We start from the raw sequence: 21,667 nt of genomic DNA on the forward strand, positions 1-21,667 counted from the left end.
CCTAAATCAAAATTGGCGAGGAATTACCTCGGCGCTACATACCTACAAATAGAAAGCCACTGATGATCTCGCTTGACTTTGAAAGCGCGAAAAGGCGCGAAGAACAAGCCAGGCAAACGATAACCAAATGAGAAAAGGAGTGAACCCCTGTGGTATTGCTTCGACAAGCCACGCTGCACGATCTTCCTGCTGTATGTAGAATAGACGCCCTCGTTCTAGGCTCAACCAGCCGAGCACATGAGTTGCAAACGGCTATTGCAGCCGGTCATTGCCATGTTGCTTCCCTCGACATGGACATCGCAGGCTTTGCCGTCATGAATCAATCTTTTTTTCAGCAAAGCTTTATTCACCTTGTCATCGTACATCCTCGGCATCAGCATCAAGGAATCGGAAAAGAGCTAATGCTGTACCTGGAAAAGCTATGTCCCACCGATAAGCTGTTCACTTCCACTAATCTTTCCAATAAGAAAATGCAGCGCCTTTGCCAAAAGCTTGGCTATGCCTACAGCGGAACTATCCAGCACCTTGATCCTGCTGATCCGGAAGTGTTTTACTGCAAAAAAATATAGCAAAAACAGCCGCAGCATCAACTGCCACGGCTGTTTTTTTACTGATTCCGCTCGTAAACCAATCGCAACCCTTTTAACGTCAAATAAGGATCGACGACCTGAATGCACGATGTCTCATCTGCTACCAAAGAAGCCATCCCACCTGTTGCGACGACAGTCGGCTCGGTCTGGTACTCGGCTTTGATTCGACGAACGATTCCCTCGACCTGCCCCACAAAGCCGTAATAAATGCCTGCTTGCATGGCTGCGATCGTATTTCTGCCGACTACGCTCCCCGGTTTGGCGATCTCTATGCGCGGCAATTTTGCAGCCCGACTAAACAACGCCTCCGTGGAAATTCCGATGCCCGGCGCAATCGCTCCGCCCCAATATTGGCCCCGCTCATCCACGTAACAAAAAGTCGTAGCCGTTCCAAAATCAACAATGATCAAAGGCGCCCCGTATTCATGAATCGCCGCCACTGCATTGACAATCCGGTCCGAGCCTACTTCTCGCGGATACTCGTACTTGATATTCAGCCCGGTTTTGACTCCCGGGCCGACGATGAGCGCTTTTTGACGCAAGTATTTGCCGCACATGCGTTCAATCGCCGTATTCAAAGGCGGGACAACCGAGGAGAGAATCACTCCGCTGACCTGCTCAAGCACAAGCCCTGCGCTGCCAAACAAACTTTTCACAAGCATTCCGTATTCGTCTTCCGTCTTGTTGCGGTCGGTCGCGATCCGCCAATGATGGCGCAGCACCTCGCCCTCATACAGACCAAGGACGATATTGGAGTTGCCTATGTCGATCACCAGTAGCATACAGGTCGCTCCTTACCGTTTGCGCGTATTCAAATCCAGGCTGATATCAAACGCCGCAACGGAGTGGGTCAACGCTCCAACAGAAATGACATCCACGCCCGTTTTGGCAATATTTCCGATCGTGTCCAGGTTTACCCCGCCAGAAGCCTCTACCACCGCTCGTCCATCAATCAGAGCTACCGCTTCAGCCATTGCTTCCAGAGACATATTGTCCAGCATGATAATATCTGCGCCTGCGTCGAGCGCCTCGCGCACCTGCTCAAGCGACTCGGCCTCCACCTCTACGGTCATGGTATGAGGAATAGCGGCGCGAGCCGAGGCAACTGCCTGGGCAATTCCGCCCGCTCCTTTGATGTGATTGTCTTTGATCATCACGGCATCGTACAGGGCAAAGCGATGGTTATGGCCGCCCCCGACACGAACGGCGTACTTTTCCAGGAAACGCAGCCCCGGAGTCGTCTTGCGCGTATCTACTACCCGTGCTTTTGTGCCCGCTACTGCCGCTACATACTCGCTTGTCTTGGTCGCGATGCCGGACAGACGCTGCATCAAGTTGAGCGCAAGCCGTTCACCGCTCAAAATCGAACGCACAGAACCACTGACTTCTGCCAGCTCCTGACCGACTTCGACCCGCTGCCCTTCCGCTACTTTTGCCGTGAAAACAAGCTCAGGATCGACCGTCGCGAAAACTTGCTCGGCAATCGGCAAGCCTGCTACCACTCCCGCTTCCTTCGCGTACAAAATCCCGATCCCTTGCTCGGAATCCGGAATCGTGCTCATGGTTGTCACGTCGCCAAAGCCCACATCTTCGTGCAGCCATTCTTCGATTTTGCGTTGAAGCTCCCGTTTATTCCACATCGTTTTGTCCACACTCCTCTTGAATGGCGTTCTCGAACGTCTGGATGAGATGCTTGCGCCACAGCAAGTCATCTTTATTCGGAAAATCTGTGCGATAGTGCCCGCCACGGCTCTCTTCCCTAAGCAGCGAAGCTCTTGTCGTCAATACCGCTGCATTCAGCAAGTTTAAAAATTCAAAGGCTTCCCGGTCTTGCGCGATATACTGGTAAAACTGTTCCATCCGTTCCAGTTCGGCCAGCGCCTTTTTCAAACCTTTCTCGTCGCGCTTGACGCTGACGTGTCTCAGCATCAGCTTTTGCAGCTTCAGTCTTTGTTCACGTGTATTGAACGTGCGCGTTTGCCGATATTTGGAGACGACGCGAATCGGCTGAATCGCTGGCAGCTCAGTCAACTCCTTGATTCGCTGCGCGATCCGATGTCCGAAGACGACCGCTTCCGACAAGGAATTGCTCGCCAGTCTGTTCGCCCCATGTACGCCTGTGCAAGAAGCTTCGCCGCAGGCAAACAGGCGGCTGGTGGTCGTCTCGCCGTTCAAATCCGTCTGGACTCCGCCCATGATGTAGTGGCACGCAGGGGCGACCGGAATCCAGTCCGTTACCATGTTCAAGCCGTATTGCAGGCAAAAGTTGTAGATGGTCGGGAAGCGATGCTTGATCAGTTCCTCAGACTCGTGGGTGATATCGAGATAGACAAACGAAGACTTGGTCTGCTCCATCTCGGCCACAATCGCCCGCGCTACAATGTCACGCGGCGCGAGTTCTTTTTGCGGGTGGTACTTGTCCATGAAGCGGTCGCCATTGGTGTTGCGCAAAATGGCCCCTTCTCCCCTTACCGCCTCCGATATGAGGAAACGGGGTGCTCCTGGATAGTACAACGCGGTCGGGTGGAACTGGATAAACTCCACGTCTTTGATCCGCGCGCCAGCCCGATACGCGATGCCGATCCCATCCGCAGTGGCAATCTCCGGATTGGTGGTGTAGCGATATAGTTGTCCCGCTCCGCCAGTCGCCAGCACGGTCGCTTTTGCCTCGAGGAAAAACAACTCCCCGTCCGGCTTTTGCACGATCATCCCGACGCACTCGCCATCCTGCGTAAGCGCATCAATCGCAAAATGCTGCTCCAACACATGAATGTTCTCTTGCTCCATGACCCGTTTGGACAAGGCACGCACAATCTCGGCCCCTGTTGCATCGCCATTCGCATGCAAAATGCGTCGCTTGCTATGCGCGCCTTCCTGCGTCAGCTCATACTGCCCTTCTGCATCGCGGTCAAATTCCGTTCCGTAAGCAATCAGTTCCTTCAAGCGATCAGGGCCTTCATGCACAAGCACTTCCACCGCATCGTACGAGCAAAGTCCCGCTCCGGCGATCAACGTGTCTTGACGATGCAAGGCAGGAGAATCCGATTTGGCCGTAACGGCGGCAATCCCTCCTTGCGCCCAGCGGGTATTGCTGTCATCCAGCCCTTTTTTGCTGATCAGAACTACATCCGCATACTCACTCGTTTGCAACGCCGTGTACAACCCGGCTATCCCTGCTCCAACAACAGCTACATCTGTTTTCATTCGAGGCAATGCCTGCAAATCAAAATCCGCGATATAACGGGGAATCATGGCTGTGTCCCTTCTCTCCGTAACTGATGATTTCCCACCCATTATAGCAAATACCTACCAGAAGAAAACCACATTGGAAAAGTTCCAATTGCGATAAAAAAGAGCATCCGCTTTTTGCGAACACTCTTGGCAAGTCACTCGTTTAGTTCGATTGGGCGACGCATTCCTTGCAGGTTCCGTACACCTCAAACTTGTGTCCGGTTACCTGAAAATCCTCTGGCACAGAAGCCATGACGTTCATCGGACAGCCTGGCAAGGAAGAAGTTTTCCCACACTCCGTACAGATTACATGGTGATGGTGGTGACCGTCTGCCGAGCAAGCCAGGCGAAAACGCCCTTCTCCCTCCAGCTCCGTCTCTTCCAAAATCCCCAGTTCAACAAAAGTGGAGATATTGCGATAAACAGTATCGAAGCTGAGAGTCGGATACTGCTCCTTAATTCGCTCCATAATATCTTTGGCAGACAAGTAGCGCTTCTCGGCAGCGCAGATGCGGATCATCTCCTCCCGCTTGCCGGTATATTTGTACCCGTGCTCCTTTAAAATTTGCAGGGCTTCTTCCACCTTCATCGACAAACACTCCTTCCTTTTGTCTTAACCAGATGACTTTATCGCATGATCGCACGCAGCTTTTTCACACCCAAAACAATGAGCATAATCAAAACAGCCATCAACACAATTGTACCACCAGATGCCCAGTCAAAGAGATAGGCAAAATACAATCCGCTCAGCACGGATATTTCCGCGAACAGAATCGAGAAAAAGATCGTCTGGCGAAAGCTCCGGGCAATTTGCAAGCTCGCCGCAACAGGCAGCGTAATCAGCGCGGAAATCAGGAGCACGCCGACAATGCGCATGGAAGCGGCAATCGTAAGCGCGACGAGAACCATGAACCACAGGTTGATCGATCTGCGCGCGACACCGGACACCCGGGCAAATTCTTCATCGAAAGACACGGCGAACAGTTCCTTGTAGATCAGAAAAACCGTGCCAAGCACGACTACCGCCACGCCAACGAGCGCGTACAAATCTTCAATCGATACCGTGACGATTTTCCCGAACAAATACGAGTACAGGTCGGCGTTAAATCCGTCAGCGACACTGATCAAAACGGTAAACAGCCCAAGTCCTGTCGACAAAATGATCGGAATCGCCAAATCTTGATACGCTTTGTACACCTTGCGCAAGCGCTCAATGAACAAAGAACCGATCACCGCGAAAAGCATCCCGAAAAACAACGGGTTCACAGCCGAGAAAAACGCAATCTTTTTGGACACCAGCATCCCGGCAGCCACACCGGACAGTGTGACGTGAGACAGACCATCGGCCATCATCGACAAGCGGCGAACGATGAGAAACGTCCCGAGCAAGGGACAAATCAGGCCAATCAAAATCCCCGAAAACAGGGTATACCGCAAAAAATCATACTGCCACCAATCAGCCAGCATGTTCATACTCCTTCGTCATTATCTCGTTTGCAACGGCTTAATGGTGATGGGACAAGAGCCGGACTGAATCACCATACATGCTTTGCATAATTTTTTCCTGATTGTGCTCAAACTCGTGAGCGGTTCCGTGAAAATGGATTTTCTTTTGCACGCAAGCTACTTTCGTTACCCATTGCGACATCACTCCGACGTCGTGGCTCACGATCATCATCGTCAGGCCATTCTCTTCCTTTAGAGAACGCAACAAGCTGTAAAACTGCTCGATCGATTCCTGATCGACGCCGACAGTCGGCTCGTCGAGAATCAACAGCTCCGGCTCTGCGACAAGCGCCCGCGCAATAAACACACGCTGCAATTGGCCGCCAGACAAACTTCCGATCCGCTGGTTCAGCTTATCCGTCAAACCTACTCGCTCAACAGCAGCCCGTACGCTTTCATGATGCTTGGCATTCAGTCTGCGGAAAAGGCCAACTTTTCCTACGAGACCAGAAGCAACGACTTCCTGGACTGTCGCGGGAAACCCGCCCGCACCGTGAGCCACTTGCTGCGCCACGTAGCCGATCCGGTTCCATTCGCGGAACTTGGACAAAGGCTGTCCGAACAGCTCGACCTTCCCTTTGCTCGGGGGCAAAAGACCGAGGATCAGCTTCATCAGCGTTGATTTCCCCGATCCATTCGGCCCGACAATCCCGACAAATTCGCCGCGCTCAAGCGAAAACTCCACTCCATCCAGAACCACTTTGTCGTCATATTGAAAGGAGACACCTGACAGCTTTACCACAGGCACTCCTTGTGTTGTTGGTTCCATGATATGATCATCCTTTAAATCGGATTTGTTCTGATTTGTTACCTTTCATCCTACTACGATTTTGCCCGAACTACAAGCCTCCTATGGAGCAGAAATCTTGGGTTGGCCCGATACAAAGAAAAATGCCGCCAGATTCAGCGACATTTTCTTGATCGTTAGTTCAATGCTACTTTCAATGTTTCCATATTGTCACGCATGATGGACAAATAATCACGGCCTGCCTTCACATCGTCCTCTGTCAGACCTTCAAGCGGATTGAGCGTAGCTGTCTTCACGCCCGCTTCCTTCGCAATCACTTCCGCCACTTTTGGAGAGACAAGCGTTTCAAACATGACGTAGGAAATGTTGTGCTCCTTCACATGCTCGACCAAGCTTTTCAGCTCGCCCGGAGATGGTTCGTCGGCCGGGTTCAATCCGGAAATCGCCACCTGTTCCAGACCATATCGTTTCGCCAAATAGGAAAAGGCGCTATGCGAAGTCATAAATTCCTTTTTGGGAGCCGCTGAAACCATTGTGTTAAAATCTTGATCCAGCTTATCCAAATCAGCAGCCAGCTGCGCAAAGTTCTTTTCAAAATCGGCAGCATGCGCCTGATCTTTTTGCGCCAGCGTATTTTTCACTTTTTCCGCCTGCGCCTTCAGCTTCATCGGGTCCAGCCATACGTGCGGGTCAAATTCCCCGTGGTCATGGTCGTGCTCCTCTTTTGCATGCTCTTCGGTCGCAGCTTCTCCCTCATGCTCGTGTTCATCCTCGGAGGCTTTCAGCAAATCGAGTCCCTCCGAGGCGTTGACGATCACTGTCTTGTTTTTGTCGAGGTTGCTGACGGCTTTATCCACCCACAGCTCCAAACCGCTGCCGTTGTAGGCGAAAACGTCTGCGTTCGCCAATGCTACCATGTCTTTGGCAGTCGGCTCGTAGTCGTGTGGTTCTACGCCCAAGGGGATCATGTTGGTCACTTCTACATGCTCTCCCCCGATGCGTTTGGCTACGTATTCCAATGGATATATGGTTGTATATACTTTAGGCTTGGCATCGCCCCCGGATTGAGGGGTGCTTGTCGTCTGCTCAGCTGCACCGCATCCGGCAATACTGACAGCCGTAACGAGGCTCAGGATCGCCAACAGGCTCTTTTTCATCTCTATGTTCCTCCTACCCAATTCAAAATGATTCCGATTTAGTTGCTTGATCGTTTTTCATTATACGGACAGTGACCCAAAAAGTAAATAGGATTTATTACGATTTAATTGTCATATGTTTGCATCGCCGATCGCAGCTACACAATTTCTCCATGTCGTTATGATAAGATATAAGGCGGGAGGTATGTCCAAAATGAAACGTCAATCATGGTTGGCCATAAGCATTTTTGCCGCAGCCCTGCTCACTGGTTGTGGCGCGACTGATCAAGCTGGTCAGGATCACGCGAATCACGCAAATCACGCTCCTAACGGCGACCTGCAAGAACTGACAGCTTCTGTTGATCAGCTGCCGAAGTTTCTCGATAATCAGGACCCCGTCATCATCGAATCGTACAAAATCGCAGGGGCAAACCGCGAACTGCTCAAATCGATCCCTTGTTATTGCGGTTGCGGCGAAAGCGCTGGACACATGCACAACGGCAACTGCTTTATCAAAGAGGAAAAGTCGGACGGCTCGATCGTCTGGGATGACCATGGTACGCGCTGCGGTGTCTGCATGGAGATTGCCGTGATTTCGTCCAAGCTGAAACAGGCTGGCAAATCGACAAAAGAAATCCGCGAATACATCGACAACAACTACAAAGAAGGCTACGGAAAACCGACGCCCACCCCTATGCCCTCCTGAAATCCAGCCTTTTTCTATTCCTGACAAAGCTTCCTTAAAACTGGAAGCTTTTTTTGTTGTAAAAGACAGGAAATGTGATTACAATTATACCTAGATATTCGATGCATCTATATTCGATACAAAAGGAGATTCCTATGGCGATCAACAAGGAACTGATGAAAGGCAGCACGGTCATCCTGGTTCTCACCTTGCTCGAACAAAAGCCGATGTATGGCTACGAAATGATCAAGGCGATGGAAAAAAGCTCGAATGGGGTGCTGACGCTGAAGGAAGGCACGCTTTATCCGATCCTGCACACCCTGGAGTCGGAGGGGAAGGTCGAGGCGTTTTGGAGCGAAGGTGAGGGCGAGCGGAAACGCAAATATTATCAAATCACGCCCGAAGGCAAGCGGCATCTCAAAGACAAGAAACAGGAGTGGATCTCTTTTCGCACCGCAGTAGACGGAGTGTTGGGCGGTGAGCCGACGTGAGTCAACCAGACAAAACCGCCCGCTACATAGATGAAGTCTGCAAGCAAATAGCCAGCAAAGAGGTTCATCCCGCAATCCGTTTGGAGCTGGAGGGTCATTTTGCCGAAAAGATAGCGGATTACCGCGACGCTGGACACACCAAAGAAGCTGCCACCGCCCAAGCCATCGCCGAGATGGGTGATCCCGTCTCAATCGGACGCCAGCTACACGAAACCCACAAACCGCGTATAGAATGGAGCATTGTGGCGATGGTTGCCGTTCTGCTCGGCGTCGGGCTGCTCACCATGTTCTCGCTGCAAACAGCCATGGGCAACGAAAAACTGGTCGAGCAAAAATGGATCGGCATGCTGATTGGCAGCGCCCTCTTTTTGCTTGTGCTTTTTTCCGATTACAGCAAGCTGAAAAAGTACAGCCGCTACCTTTATTTTGCTACGTTCATTCTCTTGCTGTTCACGCTGCGTACGGGCAAACCGATAAACGGCACGCCTTTTCTCGAAATTGGATCAACTATCGTCAATTCCATCGAGCTGAGCGTCTTTTTGTTCACGATCGCACTGGCGGGCATCTTCGCCCAATGGAGCTGGAAGGAACGCTTCGTCACTTTGCGGGTACTTGCTTATTTCCTTCCCCCCTGCTTGCTTCTGGCATCTTCGCACCAGACCTTTGCTGCCATCTTGTTTGTGGTTTCTCTGCTCTTTCTTTTGTTGGTTTCACCAGTCAGACGGGCTACGTTCTTGACCGTAATCGGCTTGGCAGGAGCAAGCATCGGCAGCTGCTTCTACCTGTTCGGCAGCCGTTATATGCTGGAACGGTGGAGTGCGTATCTTAACCCTTATAGCGACCCGAACGGAAGCGGTTATCTCGCCATTCAGCTCATGGATGCCGTTCGTTCAGCCGGGTTATGGGGACAAGGCTTTGGTTCGCAACTTGAAACTGTGCCGCTTCCTGAAACTGATTTTATTTTTGCCTACATGATCTACAGCTTTGGTCTAATGACAGGTGCAGCGCTGTTCGCCATCGGCCTTTTATTGGTCAGCCGCTGGATACGTGCCATCAATCGGGTAAAAGATACATACGGCTCTCTGTTGTTGACCGGGATTGCCGTACTCATCTTCCTCCCCTACTTCTGGAGCATGTTTATGACAACGGGCCTGCTGCCACCAGCACCGATCAGTTTGCCGCTGATCAGTCACGGGAATGCTCACCTCATTTTGAACATGGTTTTGCTGGGGATGGCCCTGAACGTTTACCGTCGAAAAGACATCCAGCCCCTCGTACAGTCCTAAGCCTGGCACCGTCTTAATTACACTTGGAAAAAACAAAGGGAACAAAGCTCATGACCAGCTCTGTTCCCTTTTTATTGTTCTTCATTACGCCGGAGCTACTTCCAGCATGCGCTCCAAAGACGCGCGCGCTGCGTCGGCAACATCTTTTGGCACATAAATTTCCGGTTTCATCGTTTCCAGCGCTTCGACGCATTTTTTCAGGTTGTTTACCTTCATATTCGGGCAAACGAGGTATTTGGAGGCGAAAATAAACGTTTTGTCCGGGCTGTCCTTTTCCAGCATGTAGCGCGTGCCGTCCTCGGTCCCGATGATGAACTCCTTGTGGGACGATTCGCGGCAGTATTTGAGGATTCCCGTAGTCGAACCTACGTAGTCAGCCAAAGAAACTACTTCTGGACGGCATTCTGGATGGACGACAACCACTGCCTCCGGATGCTGCTGCTTCAACGTCATGATGTCTTCTACAGACAACTGGTCATGCGTGTTGCAGTAACCTTCCCAGATGATCATTTTTTTGTCTGTGAACTGGGATACGTAGTGGCCCAGATTTTTGTCCGGCACCCAAATGATCTCCTCGCTGTCCACCGATTCGATCACCCGCTTGGCGTTGGACGACGTACAGCAGATGTAAGTCTCTGCCTTGACGTCGGCAGATGTGTTGATATACGCCACTACTTTTGCGTTCGGATGCTGTGCTTTCAGCTTGCGCAGCCCTTCCACGTTCACCATGTCCGCCATCGGACAGCCTGCACGTTCATCAGGGATGATTACCGTCTTTTGGGGATTGAGAATTTTTGCACTTTCTCCCATGAAGTGAACTCCGCAGAACAAAATCACATCTGCATCGGTTTCTTTCGCTTTTTGCGCCAGACCAAAAGAGTCGCCAATGAAGTCCGCTACTTCCTGAATCTCGGGGCGTTGGTAAAAGTGGGCAAGAATGATGGCGTTCCGTTCTTTCTTCAACTGCATCAGTCGTTCACGTAACTCAGCGTTGCGCTGGGCTTTTTTTTCTAACGCTAAAGCGTCCATGGAAAAAATCCCCCTACGGTGGTGTCATAATTTACGGTCATTGTAAGCTGATTACTTGGTCTTGTCAATGTAAGCGTTGTTACATGATTTGCCGATCCTTGCCTTTTCGCGAAAGACACGGAAACAAAAGGCTCATACCCGAAAAGGATATGAGCCTCGTTCTTGTCGCTCTTGTTTATTTTGCCCGAAACAACCATTGCAGGGCGTCTGGAACATATTGCACTCCCAGGTCAAACGAGTGAAACTCGCTCTCGTAAATCACCTGTCGCACGGTGCTCTCTGTAAAACCGTTTTGCAACAAATGTTCGTACACCTTTTTGCTGTTTGGCACCATCCATTGCTGTCCATTCGTACGGGTGGCCCCTTCGGCGTGGCCCAGGTTCATGTACAGGCGCTGGCCAGTACCCTCAATCGTCAGTTGCTCCAGCCACTCGATAATGCCCGGGAACCAGAACGATCCGGAAAAGCTCCCGATCCGCCCGAAAATATCGGGGTAGGATAAGGCGGTGTAGACCGAAATCAGTCCTCCCAGAGAAAAGCCCATGATTCCCGTATGTTCTTTTTCCGGCAAAGTGCGATATTGGCTGTCGATATACGGCTTCAGCTTGTGCGCGAGAAACTGAGCGTAGACAGAGGCGCTGCCTCCAAACATTTTGCCTGGCTCAAACACGTTTGGCGAAACAAACGGCGTGTATTCGTCGTTGCGATCAAAAGAAGCCACTCCGACGAAAATGAAGCCTGGCAGCTCGCCCTGCGCCGTCAGCTCTCGCACTCTCAGCAGCGTGTCGCTATCTTTTGGCTCAATCAAATCGCCGCTGTCTTGCAAATAAATCACGGGATAGTGCTGATCGCTGTCCGCATAGCCGTCAGGCAAGTAAACCAGCAACTGTCTATCGTTAAACGTATCGTGGATCACGCTAGGCTGACTCATCTGAGTCTCTCCTCTCCGTCAGTGCGATTGATTTCTCGGTGCTATTCCGAAAGAACCCGGAGCAGCTCCTTCGTCGTATACTCAACCGCCAACGGACCTTTTGTACTGATTGAGACATCCAGCGGATATACGTGCTTGGCTTTGACTGCTTTCAGCGAGTTCCAGACTTTGCTTTTGTTCAACTCGGCGAGTGTAGTATCGACGTTGTCCAAGTAATCGACGAGGAAAATGTAATCGGGATCGAGCACAGTCACGCCTTCCAGCGACACAACATCGCCCTCCAGCTTGTACTGGCCGGGAGGTTTGAGTCCAAGTCCTGATTTGTCATCAAAAGCGTAGGACACGTCATTGTCGTCCAGCACGTAAAAAGTGTTGCCGTCTCCCGAAGCGCGCAGGAACGTCACGGTCTTGTCTTTTTTCGCAGCCATCTTGCCTCTCGCTTCAGCCATCAGCGCTTCCAGCTTTGTAATGTATTCCTCGGCCAATTGCTCTTTGCCAATCAGCTTGGCGTATTCACGAAGCGTCTGTGCCCAAGTCCGTTCCTCGGTATTGTTAATCATGGCAACAGTCGAAATATGGCTCAAATCTTCGTAAACGTCGTTATGCGTACCGGAAAAGGCGACGATCAAATCTGGCTCAAGCTCCGTCATCAATTCCAGATTCGGCGTGGTCACTTCCCCGATGTCTTTGACAGAAGCCGTTTTGGCATAAGGCTTCAACGTCTCAAACGAACCCAGCATGCGCTCAGCCAAAGTAGAAGCGATCGGCGGAGTCTCCAGGGCAAAGAAATATTCCATCATGCCAAAATGAGTAACGACAACGCGCTGCGGCTGTTTGGCAATCACCACTTCTTTCCCTGTCGCATCGACATATGTTCTCGGCCATTGCTGCTTGGCCGATTGCGGACTAGCTGTAGTGGACGCGGAGGTAGCTACTTCTGTTGACTGCTGGGTCGACTGTGGAGGACTGCTGTTGACTGTCCCTCCATTGCCGGTACCGGAGCATGCGCTCAAAAGCAGGGCAAGCCCCAGCATAAGTTTATGCATTTTGCCTTTTGTTCCGTTTCTGAATAGCTGCACTCTCTCTCCCTCACCTTTTCGATAATGATTTTCATTATTAAACAGATTGTAGTAGCGGGGCGAGGTTTGAACAAGAGATGATCTTAGCCTTTTCACAGGATATTCTGAGCCTGCTTCCCAGAGTGCCGTTTCCGCTTGCTCCTTGAATTGCCCGGGTGTTACTCCCGTGTGCTTTTTGAACGCCCTGATAAAGTACGAAAGATCGCTGTACCCGACTCCTTCGGCAATAGCTTGCAAGGAAGCTTCGGTGCGCATCAGCAAAGCTTTTGCCTTGTCCAAGCGCACGCGGATCAAGTAATCAATCGGGCTGTAGCCTGTCTGTTGCTTGAATTGCTTGGACAAATACGGGACGCTGTAGCGCAGCTTTTGCGCGATGGCTTCCAGCGTAATCGGCTCGCTGTAATGGGAGTGAATGAATTGCTTGGCCTGCCAAACCAGATCGCCACTCTCTCCCCCCTCCTCCGTCCCATGCATCTGCTCCAGCAATTCGGCTACAAACAACTGGAACAAAGCTTTGGCGTAGAGCGGCTGTACAGCAGTATCGGTGACTTGTTGCCATATGTCCTGGAGTTTTTCGAGCTTGTCGAGCAACACAATCGACTGCTGTGGCACAAAGTCATACGACAGCAAAAACCAGTTGCGCGTCTCCAAAAGGCTCTTGATTTCCTGACGGCACGGCAGAGGAATCACCGCTTTATAGAAAAGAATGTAGAACTCAAATTCCGTTTTCTGGGGAACGATTTCGAGGGCCTGTCCCTTTCCGCCGTGAATCACGTGGCATCCGTTAACCGAATACACGAGTTCATCCAGCAGCACTTCCGCCTGGCCACGAACAGCATAGACAAACATACTGGAAGGAAGAGAGGAATAGCTGAATATATCCGTGGGCTGCACAATTTGATGACGCACATCCATGACTTTTACGGAAGCATGATTCCATAGATTCACTAACTCGTTTCGCCTCATGCGAATCACCTCTCCCTGCCAGATCACTACGCTCATTATAATTGATAACAATTCTCAATAACAACAAAAAAACCGTCCACTAACGAACGGTTTCTTCGTGTAAAAGCCTTTGGCTCGATTTGTCCATTATCGTGAAGGCGTCTCACCGAGGACGTGCTGCCAAATAAATTGGGCGACACCATCTTCATTGTGATGTGGTGCGGTGTATTTGGCGATCTCCTTGATCTTGGACGAGGCATTATCCATCGCCACCGAATAGCCAGCCTCGGTCAGTGCCTCCCGATCATTTTCCGCATCGCCAAAAGCCATCACTTTCTCCGGTGCTATCCCCCATGCTTCGCAAAAATACAGCAGCCCTGCCCATTTGGAAACACCGTGCGAATTGATTTCAATGTTGTGCTGCCCGGATGAAGTAATCGAAATCTGCTCTTGCCATGGGGCAAACTGATCGGCACTCCACTGCAGGCGCTCCTGATTGTTGTCCCAAACAAAAAACTTCACAATCTCCACTTCGCCAGTCTCGATTTTTGCCAACATTTCCTCAAGCGGCGCCACGCGCGCAAGCCTGTAAAAGGCGAACTGCCGCATGGAAACTCCTTCGAGCGATGCATCCTGCTCAATGATCGCCTCCAGACGATCCCGATCCTCCTGCACCATCCAGCGATTGCTGTTTGTATCGTGCATTTCGTAGTAAACCGGCTCTTGTCTCAGCCCATGAATCGCACCGATCACCAGTTCTTTTGCCAAGGAGTAGCGGCGGACCAGTGTGCCGTCTTTTTCGTAAAGGGCCGCCCCGTTGCTACACACGTAACCATCGAACGGAAACGAATCAATCGGGATTTGTGCGGAACCAAACATCCTTCCTGTCGACAGCACCAGCTTGCAGCCTTTTTCCTGCAGCTTGAACAGTGCTTCCCTGTTTCCCTCGCTCATTTGTGATGCCTCATTCAACAATGTACCATCCATATCAAATGCTGCCATCCCCGGTGTAAGTAGCATCATTTCTCCTCCTCCACTGATTCGGTTGACTATGCTATATGTTGGGCTAGACAAATGCCCCTTGTCCCTTTATGAAGAAAAGAGGCACCTGAGGCGCCTCTTATTGTTTCGGTTCTTCGTTTGTTTCTTCTTGTTTTGGTTGAATGTTCACGACCACATCATTGTTTTCCTGATTAGCCGGATCGTTGTCCATTTTTCCCGTTTCGATCAATTGCTTGATCTGCTCAGCATCAAGTGTCTCTACGCGCAGCAATGTGTTAGCAATCAGATCCAGCTGATCGCGGTGCTTGGTCAGCAGTTCTGTACACTTGGCGTAGCATTCGTTGATGATGTTTTGCATTTCAAGATCGATCTCGTACGCGATTTTGTCCGAGTAGTTGCGCTCGTTGCCATAATCGCGGCCCAGGAACACCTGTCCTTGGCTTTTACCGAATTGCATCGGACCGAGCTTGCTCATTCCGTATTCGGTAATCATGCTGCGAGCAATTGCTGTCGCACGCTGGAAGTCATTGTGCGCCCCGGTACTGATATCCCCGAGCACCAATTCCTCAGCCACTCGTCCACCCAGCAGACCGACGATTTTGTCGAGCAAATCGCTTTTGGTTGCAAAGAAACGGTCTTCTTTTGGCAGCATCACTGTGTATCCGCCAGCTTGGCCGCGCGGAATGATTGTTACCTTATGTACCATTTCTGCATTTCTCAAATGATAGCCGATAATCGTGTGACCAGCTTCGTGGAACGCAACCAGGCGTCTTTCGTCTTCGCTGACTACGCGAGACTTTTTCGCCGGACCAGCAATAACGCGGTCGATGGCTTCGTCTACTTCCTTCATGCTGATTTGCTTTTTGTTTTTGCGGGCAGTGAGAAGAGCTGCTTCGTTCAGCAAGTTCTCCAAATCTGCACCAGTGAAGCCCGAAGTACCACGGGCAATCACATCGAGCTTCACGTCTTCGCCAAGCGGCTTGTTGCGGGCATGAACCTTGAGCACCGCTTCACGGCCCTTGATGTCAGGACGATCCACTGTGATTTGACGGTCAAAACGTCCTGGACGCAAAAGCGCCGGGTCGAGAATGTCAGGTCGGTTGGTCGCAGCTACCATGATGATACCTTCGTTGCCGCCGAACCCGTCCATCTCTACGAGCAACTGGTTGAGAGTTTGCTCGCGCTCGTCATGACCACCGCCGAGTCCAGCACCACGCTGGCGACCTACGGCGTCAATCTCATCGATAAAGATAATGCACGGAGCATTTTTCTTCGCGTTTTCAAACAGGTCACGCACGCGGGATGCACCGACCCCGACGAACATTTCCACGAAGTCAGAACCGGAAATGCTGAAGAACGGAACGCCTGCTTCACCAGCGACAGCGCGGGCGAGCAATGTTTTACCCGTACCTGGAGGGCCTACAAGCAGAACCCCTTTCGGAATACGAGCGCCAACAGCGTTAAATTTGCGCGGGTCTTTCAGGAACTCAACAACTTCCTCCAGCTCCGCTTTTTCTTCATCTGCACCCGCTACATCGTCAAACGTAACGCGCTTCTTCTCTTCGTTGTACAGCTTCGCGCGGCTTTTTCCGAAGTTCATGACTCGGCTTCCGCCACCCTGAGCGTTGTTCAGAAGGAAGAAAAACAGGATGAAAATGATGACAAAAGGAATGATCGAGGTCAGGAACGTGAGCCAAATGCTGTTGCCCTCCGCTGGATTGAACTCTACCTTTTTCAGTTTTTGATCATCAATTTTCGTCTCCACAAGTTTTACAACATCGGAGTCGTACAAAGGAACGTTGGTAAAAAATTTGTTGCTTTCCTGTCCCGGAATAGCTTTAGCCAGTGTACCCTCTACCCTGTATGTGCCATTTTCAGGGCGCATGGATAGCTCTGTAACATTGTCAGCCTTCAGCTGTACCCGGAAATCCTGATATGTAAGTTTCCCAACCTTATCAGTACCGGAGAGGATGAAATTCACGATCCCGACCGTGACAAGAAAAATCAGTAGGTAGAACCCGGTATTACGAAAAAAGCGATTCATTCCTTACCTCCTCTCACGAACAGACACTTTTCACATTTTATCATATTTTGCAGGGTCTCCACAACAAAGCTACTTCGTGTAGACTTCAGGTTTCAACACCCCGATATACGGCAAATTACGATAGTGCTCGGCATAGTCCAAGCCGTATCCAACAACAAATTCGTCAGGAATATCGTAACCGCTGTAATCCGGTGAAATATCCACCTTGCGACGCTCTGGCTTGTTGAGAAGTGTGACCACTTTCACAGAGGCAGCTTCGCGATGGCGAAGCAGCTCTACCAGCCGGCTCAATGTCAGTCCGCTATCCATGATGTCTTCTACTACCAGCACGTGTCTGTTTTGCACGGAAGTATCGAGGTCCTTGAGGATTTTCACCATGCCGGATGACTCTGTTCCGCTGCCATAGCTGGAAACCGCCATGAAATCCATTTCGCATGGAATGTTCATGTGACGGATCAGGTCAGCCATGAAAACAACCGCGCCTTTCAGTACGCAAATCACCAACGGATTTTTGCCCTGATATTCGGCAGCCAGTGTTTCGCCCAGCTCCTTTACCTTTCCTGCAATATCTTCTTCTGATAGCAAAATCTTCTCGATGTCTTGATTCATGAAAAAACCTCCCGCCAATCTTCTCCAAACTCAACCCGCACGTGTAGAAAACGCCTGGTCTGTCCATTTACAGGCGCTACGGCGGAACGGCGCACACCTGGTACCAAAATCACCTCATCGCCCGCCGTCAAAAGCGGAAGTTTGTCCCGCCATGCTCGCGGAAATTTGGCATCAATTAGTAGATCCTTCAGCTTCTTTCCAGTTGCAGAGCCAAACAGGGTGAGACGATCTCCTGATCTCCGGTTGCGCAAATAAAGCGCTCCCGGGAGCTGATCGGCGTCGAAAACCGCCTCGTTCTCAGGGAGTCGTCCCCAATCCATGGGACTTTCAAGGTATGAAATATGTACCGTGGCATTGCTCTCGTCGATCCGGGTCACCCCTGGAACTGCGAGTTCGTAACTATAGGTATGTATGCTGTCTTGCCGCTTTCTACGACTAAAAAGGATTCGTCCGTACATCCGGCTTACGACCAGTTTGTCGGGCAAATGAACTTCCGCAGAAGGGCGACTTCCCCCTAGCATGTGCAAAACGGTCTCCACATGCTGCGAAGACCATTCGGTATGTTTTGAGAGATAACTTAATATTAGAGTAATCATTCTCCTTTGTAAAGCAACGTCACAAGTTTGAAACTTGTCTTTGTCAATGACAAATGCTTCCTGTTTCTTTTCGATCACAGCCTCGTCCAGACGCTCGCGAGCCAGCCTGGTCAAAAACGCCTCATCCTGCGAAACCGCGCCTGCCAAATCAAGAATATGCTCGCGGTACTTCTCGTTTACCTGAGCCAAGAGCGGCATCACATCCAGACGCAGCAAATTGCGCTTGTACTTGCGCGAACGATTGCTGCTGTCCTCTCGTGGAGCAAGACCATTTTCCTGGCAATAGGCTTCCAGTTCCTGACGCGTTTTATGCAACAGCGGACGCACCAGTTCAATCCCAGTATCTTCCAGCACGCGACACTGCGGCATGCCAGCCAGTCCTTGCAACCTGCTGCCGCGCACGAGACGGAACAAAATCGTCTCCACCTGGTCATCCGCATGATGCGCCAACGCCAGCTTGGTTGCCTGATGAGCAATGCCTACTTCGCGATAAAAGCGGTAGCGAAGCTCGCGGCTTGCTTCCTGGCCTCCCTTCCCCGTCTTTTTCATATAGGAAGGGACATCGTACTCAAACAGGTGAAAAGACACGCCAAGCTCGCTGCACAACGCTTCTGCGTACTGTGCATCCAGCCTGGCCTCCTCTCCGCGGAAGCCGTGATTCAAATGAACGGCATGCAGCTTCCAGCCGTATTGATAGTGTTGATTTAGAGAAGCCAATATATGCAAAAGAGCTGTAGAATCATTGCCGCCGGAAATTCCGACGACAACCGTTTCTCCGGGGAGAAGGAGCCTTAGAGCCTCAATCTCGTTGCGTACGCTTTCCAGCATAACGGGCTCCTTTCCAAATCGTCACGACGGAAATACCAAAAATAAGTCCGGATGCAATCGCCCCAGCCACCATCAACGTCTTGGTAGCCAGCGTGATCCCCTCCACGTAGTTGTTGTTCACGAAAGCCAGCATGGATTTGTAGGCCAACGAACCGGGAACGAGCGGAATAATGCCCGCGACGCTAAAGTTGGTCGAGGGAACACGGAGCAAAATCGATAAAAACTGGCTGAGCAACGAGACGATCGCTGCGGAAACAAATGTCGACAGCAGCACTTCCGCCCCCCAGATCGGCAAAAGCGAAAACACGCAAAATCCGACCATCCCGGCCAAGCCACCGGCCAAAATCGTGCGAACCGGGACGTTAAACAGCACGCACCACGCCATTGATGAGAAGAAGCTCAGCGCCAAACCTTGAACAAACATACTTACTCACCTCAACCAGAGAATAATCGCTGTGGCTACCGCTACGGAGACGGCCGTCAACATGGCCTCGACTCCCCGGGAAACACCCGCAACCAGATCACCTGCCAACAAATCCCGCAGCGAGTTGGTGATCGCAATCCCTGGGAACAATGGAAGCATGGCACCGATAATGATGATGCTAATGTGCAGCTGTGGGAAAAGGGCTACAGCCAGCAAGGCAAACAGCCCGCCCAGCAAAGCAGCCGTAAATTCGGTAAAAAACTTCATTCGAACAAACTGTTCCAAATATTCGAGGCTCAGATTGACGATCAGTCCAGCCAGCGCCGACGGGACGAGATCAAACCATGTACCTCCGGCAAGCATGGCAAAGGAGCCGCTGGCGATGGCTGCTGCCATATGCTGCATCCACTTCGGATAAATCGGCTTTTCCTGGTCGATTTCACGCAGCCTTCGATACGCTTGCTCCAAGGTGATCTTCCCGCTGACAAAGCGCCGGGATACGTCGTTTACAAGTGTGATTTTATTCAAATTGGTGGTTCGCTTTGGCGTTCGGACCATGCGGGTATGATCCAGCCCGCTACACCGAAAAGACAAAATGATGCTCGTAGGTGTAGCCGAGCTGTTGACGTCATCCATCCCCGCAGCCACGGCAATCAAAGCCATCGTCTCTTCCGTCCTGTATGTTTCACCACCATTTTTCAATATGATTGAGCCTGCCAACAAGCAAGTATCCATCACCAAATCCGAGGACACAAACCGTCACATCCTTCACATGAACCATGCATAATACAAAGTTCCAGCCAATAGCAGCAAAGAGGCGACAAACAAGCCGCTTATGCCTCCCCCGACTTTGCCTGGCTTCGGCGCCTTTTTTCGCGGCTGCGCGACAGTGCGCTCCCGCAGGACTGTCAAAAGCTCCGCTCTCATCTCGCCCGCCGAGGCAAACTTCCCGTGAAAAGCCTTTAACAAAGGCACTCGGTAAGGGTACAGGCTGTCACTTTTCCGTATTATATCACAGAGCAAACCCGTATGACGCGGTTCACTAAGGCTGCTTTTCCACAACTCTTTTCCAACGGTCAAACGCACCATGATCACAGCTGCACAGAACAAGTCGTAGCCTGTGTCGGCCTTTCGATCGCCAGCATGCCAAAAGGCGCGATCGTACTCTTCCGTGAATTGGCGAACGGCACTTCCTTGCTTGGTAACACCGCCAAAATCAATCAGCCGGACGGTTTTGTCCGTCTGGCTCACCATGATGTTCTCCGGTTTCAAATCACCGAACGTGTAGCCGTGCTTGTGCAGCACATCGAGCCGGGCTAACAGCTGCACGATCAGGACAGGCACCCATTCCGTCCCTGCCTGCTGGATATAGCGATCCAGCTGTTCGCCCTCCAGGTACTCCATGGCATAAAACGTACACGCTTTTCCGTTGACGACCAGGTCGTCCACATCACAGAGGAGCGGTCCCACTTTGGAATCCCGCCCCTGTTGTACGCTTTTCAACACGTTCACTTCCATTAAAATGTCCATACCTTCCACGCCTACCTTGACAGCACGGCGCACACCGTCCTGGGAGACGAGGTAAACGGTTCCGTTCGCACCACGCCCCAACTCCCGCAGAACGTGGTACGACTTCCGATTCCACTTGCCCTGAAAATACTTGGGCAGATCTGGAGTAGCTGCCTTAGAAGACATGGTCGCGCAGACTTCCGTTCATGTCGTCGTTTTCTTCTTCGTCTGTATAGCGATCTTTCAGCGTGCTTGGGAGTTTATCCTGCTCAAACAAAGCAATCGCTTCAACGATCGCAGGCCCGGTCGGCGTAATGCCGCTCATTGCCAGATCACTGGTCAACTGATGAGCCTGCTGTACTTTTTCTGTCCAAGGAATGCGTATATCCAAATGCTTTTGTTTCCCAGGAAATGAGCCGACAGCCATTCTGCTTTGTCCACTTCGGGAGTGCAAGCTAATGCTAAAATCGTGGATCGCTTGCTGAACGGCAGACAGTTTTGGCTTCATACTGCCGGATGTATCGACAAGCATCACGACATTCAGACTGCTTTTTTCGCCCAGATCGTCGACCATGCCTGCTACTTGAACGCGTTTGTCCGGGGCCAGTTCATCTATTCCGGAATCGCCCAAAATCTCTTTCAATTCTTTATTGACCACTTGATGGATGGTTCTTGTCATCGCCTTGCGCGTCAACATTTGGACTGTTTGCGCCAATTGCTGCGGATAGACGATATCGCAAAGCCCTCCTCCCGCCTCGGCGATATCGCGGATTTCCCGCTCCCCTTTTTCGCCAAGCTCGCTTTTGTCAATGACTCCGATCACGTTGACCGTGATTCCTTGCTCACGCGCCAGTGCTGCTGCGGCAACCGGGCTTATTCCCGAATTGGAGCAGCCGTCTGTTACTACGAGAATTTGACGAAGTGTCGCTTCTTTCACAAATAATCTCCCCATTCAGCCTGTTTTAGCAACAGTATCGCCGCGCTGATGGGAAAACATA

The 21,667-nt window shown here is 51.2% G+C and carries 22 protein-coding genes; 4 read left to right on the top strand and 18 right to left on the bottom strand.

What is annotated here, in order from left to right; translation table 11 throughout:
- Window positions 1-149 precede the first annotated feature (149 nt).
- Window positions 150-569, top strand: a complete 420-nt coding sequence (locus tag IRJ17_RS03605; RefSeq protein ID WP_122966001.1) for a GNAT family N-acetyltransferase — start codon at window positions 150-152, stop codon at window positions 567-569.
- 38 nt (window positions 570-607) lie between these two features.
- On the opposite strand, the gene IRJ17_RS03610 is transcribed toward IRJ17_RS03605, so the two are convergent.
- The 7 genes from IRJ17_RS03610 to IRJ17_RS03640 all read right to left on the bottom strand — a co-directional run bounded on the left by IRJ17_RS03610 (window position 608) and on the right by IRJ17_RS03640 (window position 7,232).
- The gene (locus tag IRJ17_RS03610; RefSeq protein WP_122966002.1) at window positions 608-1,372 is read right to left on the bottom strand and encodes a type III pantothenate kinase; all 765 of its coding nucleotides are present in this window, start codon (window positions 1,370-1,372) and stop codon (window positions 608-610) included.
- Window positions 1,373-1,384: 12 nt separating this feature from the next.
- On the bottom strand, window positions 1,385-2,230 hold the full coding sequence (gene nadC, locus IRJ17_RS03615) for a carboxylating nicotinate-nucleotide diphosphorylase (RefSeq protein ID WP_173598024.1): 846 nt from the start codon (window positions 2,228-2,230) through the stop codon (window positions 1,385-1,387).
- Window positions 2,220-3,842 (bottom strand): L-aspartate oxidase, encoded by a 1,623-nt coding sequence (nadB, locus tag IRJ17_RS03620; RefSeq protein WP_173599743.1) that lies wholly within the window; start codon window positions 3,840-3,842, stop codon window positions 2,220-2,222. Before nadB ends, nadC begins: the two co-directional genes overlap by 11 nt.
- 142 nt (window positions 3,843-3,984) lie before the next feature.
- Window positions 3,985-4,410 carry a Fur family transcriptional regulator gene (locus tag IRJ17_RS03625; protein ID WP_063230357.1) on the bottom strand — a complete coding sequence of 142 codons (426 nt, stop codon included), beginning with the start codon at window positions 4,408-4,410 and terminating at the stop codon, window positions 3,985-3,987.
- Window positions 4,411-4,448: 38 nt separating this feature from the next.
- Window positions 4,449-5,288: a metal ABC transporter permease gene (locus tag IRJ17_RS03630; protein ID WP_122966005.1), complete on the bottom strand. Its 840-nt coding sequence runs from the start codon at window positions 5,286-5,288 to the stop codon at window positions 4,449-4,451.
- Between the two features lie 37 nt (window positions 5,289-5,325).
- Window positions 5,326-6,096 (bottom strand): metal ABC transporter ATP-binding protein, encoded by a 771-nt coding sequence (locus IRJ17_RS03635; RefSeq protein ID WP_122966006.1) that lies wholly within the window; start codon window positions 6,094-6,096, stop codon window positions 5,326-5,328.
- 155 nt (window positions 6,097-6,251) lie between these two features.
- Complete coding sequence (locus tag IRJ17_RS03640; protein ID WP_122966007.1) at window positions 6,252-7,232, bottom strand: metal ABC transporter substrate-binding protein; 981 nt, start codon at window positions 7,230-7,232, stop codon at window positions 6,252-6,254.
- 193 nt (window positions 7,233-7,425) lie between these two features.
- On the opposite strand from IRJ17_RS03640, the gene IRJ17_RS03645 reads away from it, so the two are divergent.
- The 3 genes from IRJ17_RS03645 to IRJ17_RS03655 all read left to right on the top strand — a co-directional run bounded on the left by IRJ17_RS03645 (window position 7,426) and on the right by IRJ17_RS03655 (window position 9,673).
- Window positions 7,426-7,917 (top strand): PCYCGC domain-containing protein, encoded by a 492-nt coding sequence (locus IRJ17_RS03645; protein ID WP_063230353.1) that lies wholly within the window; start codon window positions 7,426-7,428, stop codon window positions 7,915-7,917.
- A gap of 134 nt (window positions 7,918-8,051) precedes the next feature.
- Complete coding sequence (locus tag IRJ17_RS03650; protein WP_122966009.1) at window positions 8,052-8,387, top strand: PadR family transcriptional regulator; 336 nt, start codon at window positions 8,052-8,054, stop codon at window positions 8,385-8,387.
- Complete coding sequence (locus IRJ17_RS03655) at window positions 8,384-9,673, top strand: FtsW/RodA/SpoVE family cell cycle protein (RefSeq protein WP_242773282.1); 1,290 nt, start codon at window positions 8,384-8,386, stop codon at window positions 9,671-9,673. The genes IRJ17_RS03650 and IRJ17_RS03655 overlap by 4 nt, the downstream gene beginning before the upstream one ends.
- Window positions 9,674-9,757: 84 nt before the next feature.
- Here the strand turns inward: IRJ17_RS03655 and nadA are convergent, their stop codons facing one another.
- From nadA to IRJ17_RS03710, 11 genes are all read right to left on the bottom strand, one after another.
- Window positions 9,758-10,702, bottom strand: a complete 945-nt coding sequence (nadA, locus tag IRJ17_RS03660; protein WP_063230349.1) for a quinolinate synthase NadA — start codon at window positions 10,700-10,702, stop codon at window positions 9,758-9,760.
- A gap of 175 nt (window positions 10,703-10,877) precedes the next feature.
- The gene (locus IRJ17_RS03665; RefSeq protein ID WP_242773285.1) at window positions 10,878-11,633 is read right to left on the bottom strand and encodes an alpha/beta hydrolase; all 756 of its coding nucleotides are present in this window, start codon (window positions 11,631-11,633) and stop codon (window positions 10,878-10,880) included.
- Between the two features lie 41 nt (window positions 11,634-11,674).
- Window positions 11,675-13,660, bottom strand: coding sequence for an AraC family transcriptional regulator (locus IRJ17_RS03670; RefSeq protein WP_242773288.1), 1,986 nt, complete (start codon window positions 13,658-13,660; stop codon window positions 11,675-11,677).
- 144 nt (window positions 13,661-13,804) lie between these two features.
- Window positions 13,805-14,677, bottom strand: a complete 873-nt coding sequence (locus IRJ17_RS03675) for an HAD family hydrolase (protein ID WP_242775207.1) — start codon at window positions 14,675-14,677, stop codon at window positions 13,805-13,807.
- 100 nt (window positions 14,678-14,777) lie between these two features.
- Complete coding sequence (ftsH, locus tag IRJ17_RS03680) at window positions 14,778-16,703, bottom strand: ATP-dependent zinc metalloprotease FtsH (protein WP_122966014.1); 1,926 nt, start codon at window positions 16,701-16,703, stop codon at window positions 14,778-14,780.
- 69 nt (window positions 16,704-16,772) lie between these two features.
- A complete protein-coding gene (gene hpt, locus IRJ17_RS03685) occupies window positions 16,773-17,312 on the bottom strand; it encodes a hypoxanthine phosphoribosyltransferase (protein ID WP_063230345.1) in 540 nt (179 codons plus the stop codon).
- Window positions 17,309-18,736, bottom strand: coding sequence for a tRNA lysidine(34) synthetase TilS (tilS, locus tag IRJ17_RS03690; RefSeq protein WP_242773291.1), 1,428 nt, complete (start codon window positions 18,734-18,736; stop codon window positions 17,309-17,311). The genes hpt and tilS overlap by 4 nt, the downstream gene beginning before the upstream one ends.
- Entirely contained in the window at window positions 18,708-19,160 is a 453-nt protein-coding gene (locus IRJ17_RS03695; protein ID WP_063230343.1) for a threonine/serine exporter family protein, read from the bottom strand. Before IRJ17_RS03695 ends, tilS begins: the two co-directional genes overlap by 29 nt.
- 6 nt (window positions 19,161-19,166) lie before the next feature.
- The gene (locus tag IRJ17_RS03700) at window positions 19,167-19,913 is read right to left on the bottom strand and encodes a threonine/serine exporter family protein (protein WP_122966016.1); all 747 of its coding nucleotides are present in this window, start codon (window positions 19,911-19,913) and stop codon (window positions 19,167-19,169) included.
- Between the two features lie 15 nt (window positions 19,914-19,928).
- Window positions 19,929-20,855 (bottom strand): serine/threonine protein kinase, encoded by a 927-nt coding sequence (locus IRJ17_RS03705; protein WP_122966017.1) that lies wholly within the window; start codon window positions 20,853-20,855, stop codon window positions 19,929-19,931.
- Window positions 20,845-21,606 (bottom strand): vWA domain-containing protein, encoded by a 762-nt coding sequence (locus tag IRJ17_RS03710; protein ID WP_122966018.1) that lies wholly within the window; start codon window positions 21,604-21,606, stop codon window positions 20,845-20,847. The genes IRJ17_RS03705 and IRJ17_RS03710 overlap by 11 nt, the downstream gene beginning before the upstream one ends.
- Window positions 21,607-21,667: the final 61 nt, after the last annotated feature.

The sequence above is a fragment of the Brevibacillus parabrevis genome (assembly GCF_022701015.1).
GTDB classification, from domain to species: Bacteria; Bacillota; Bacilli; order Brevibacillales; family Brevibacillaceae; genus Brevibacillus; species Brevibacillus parabrevis.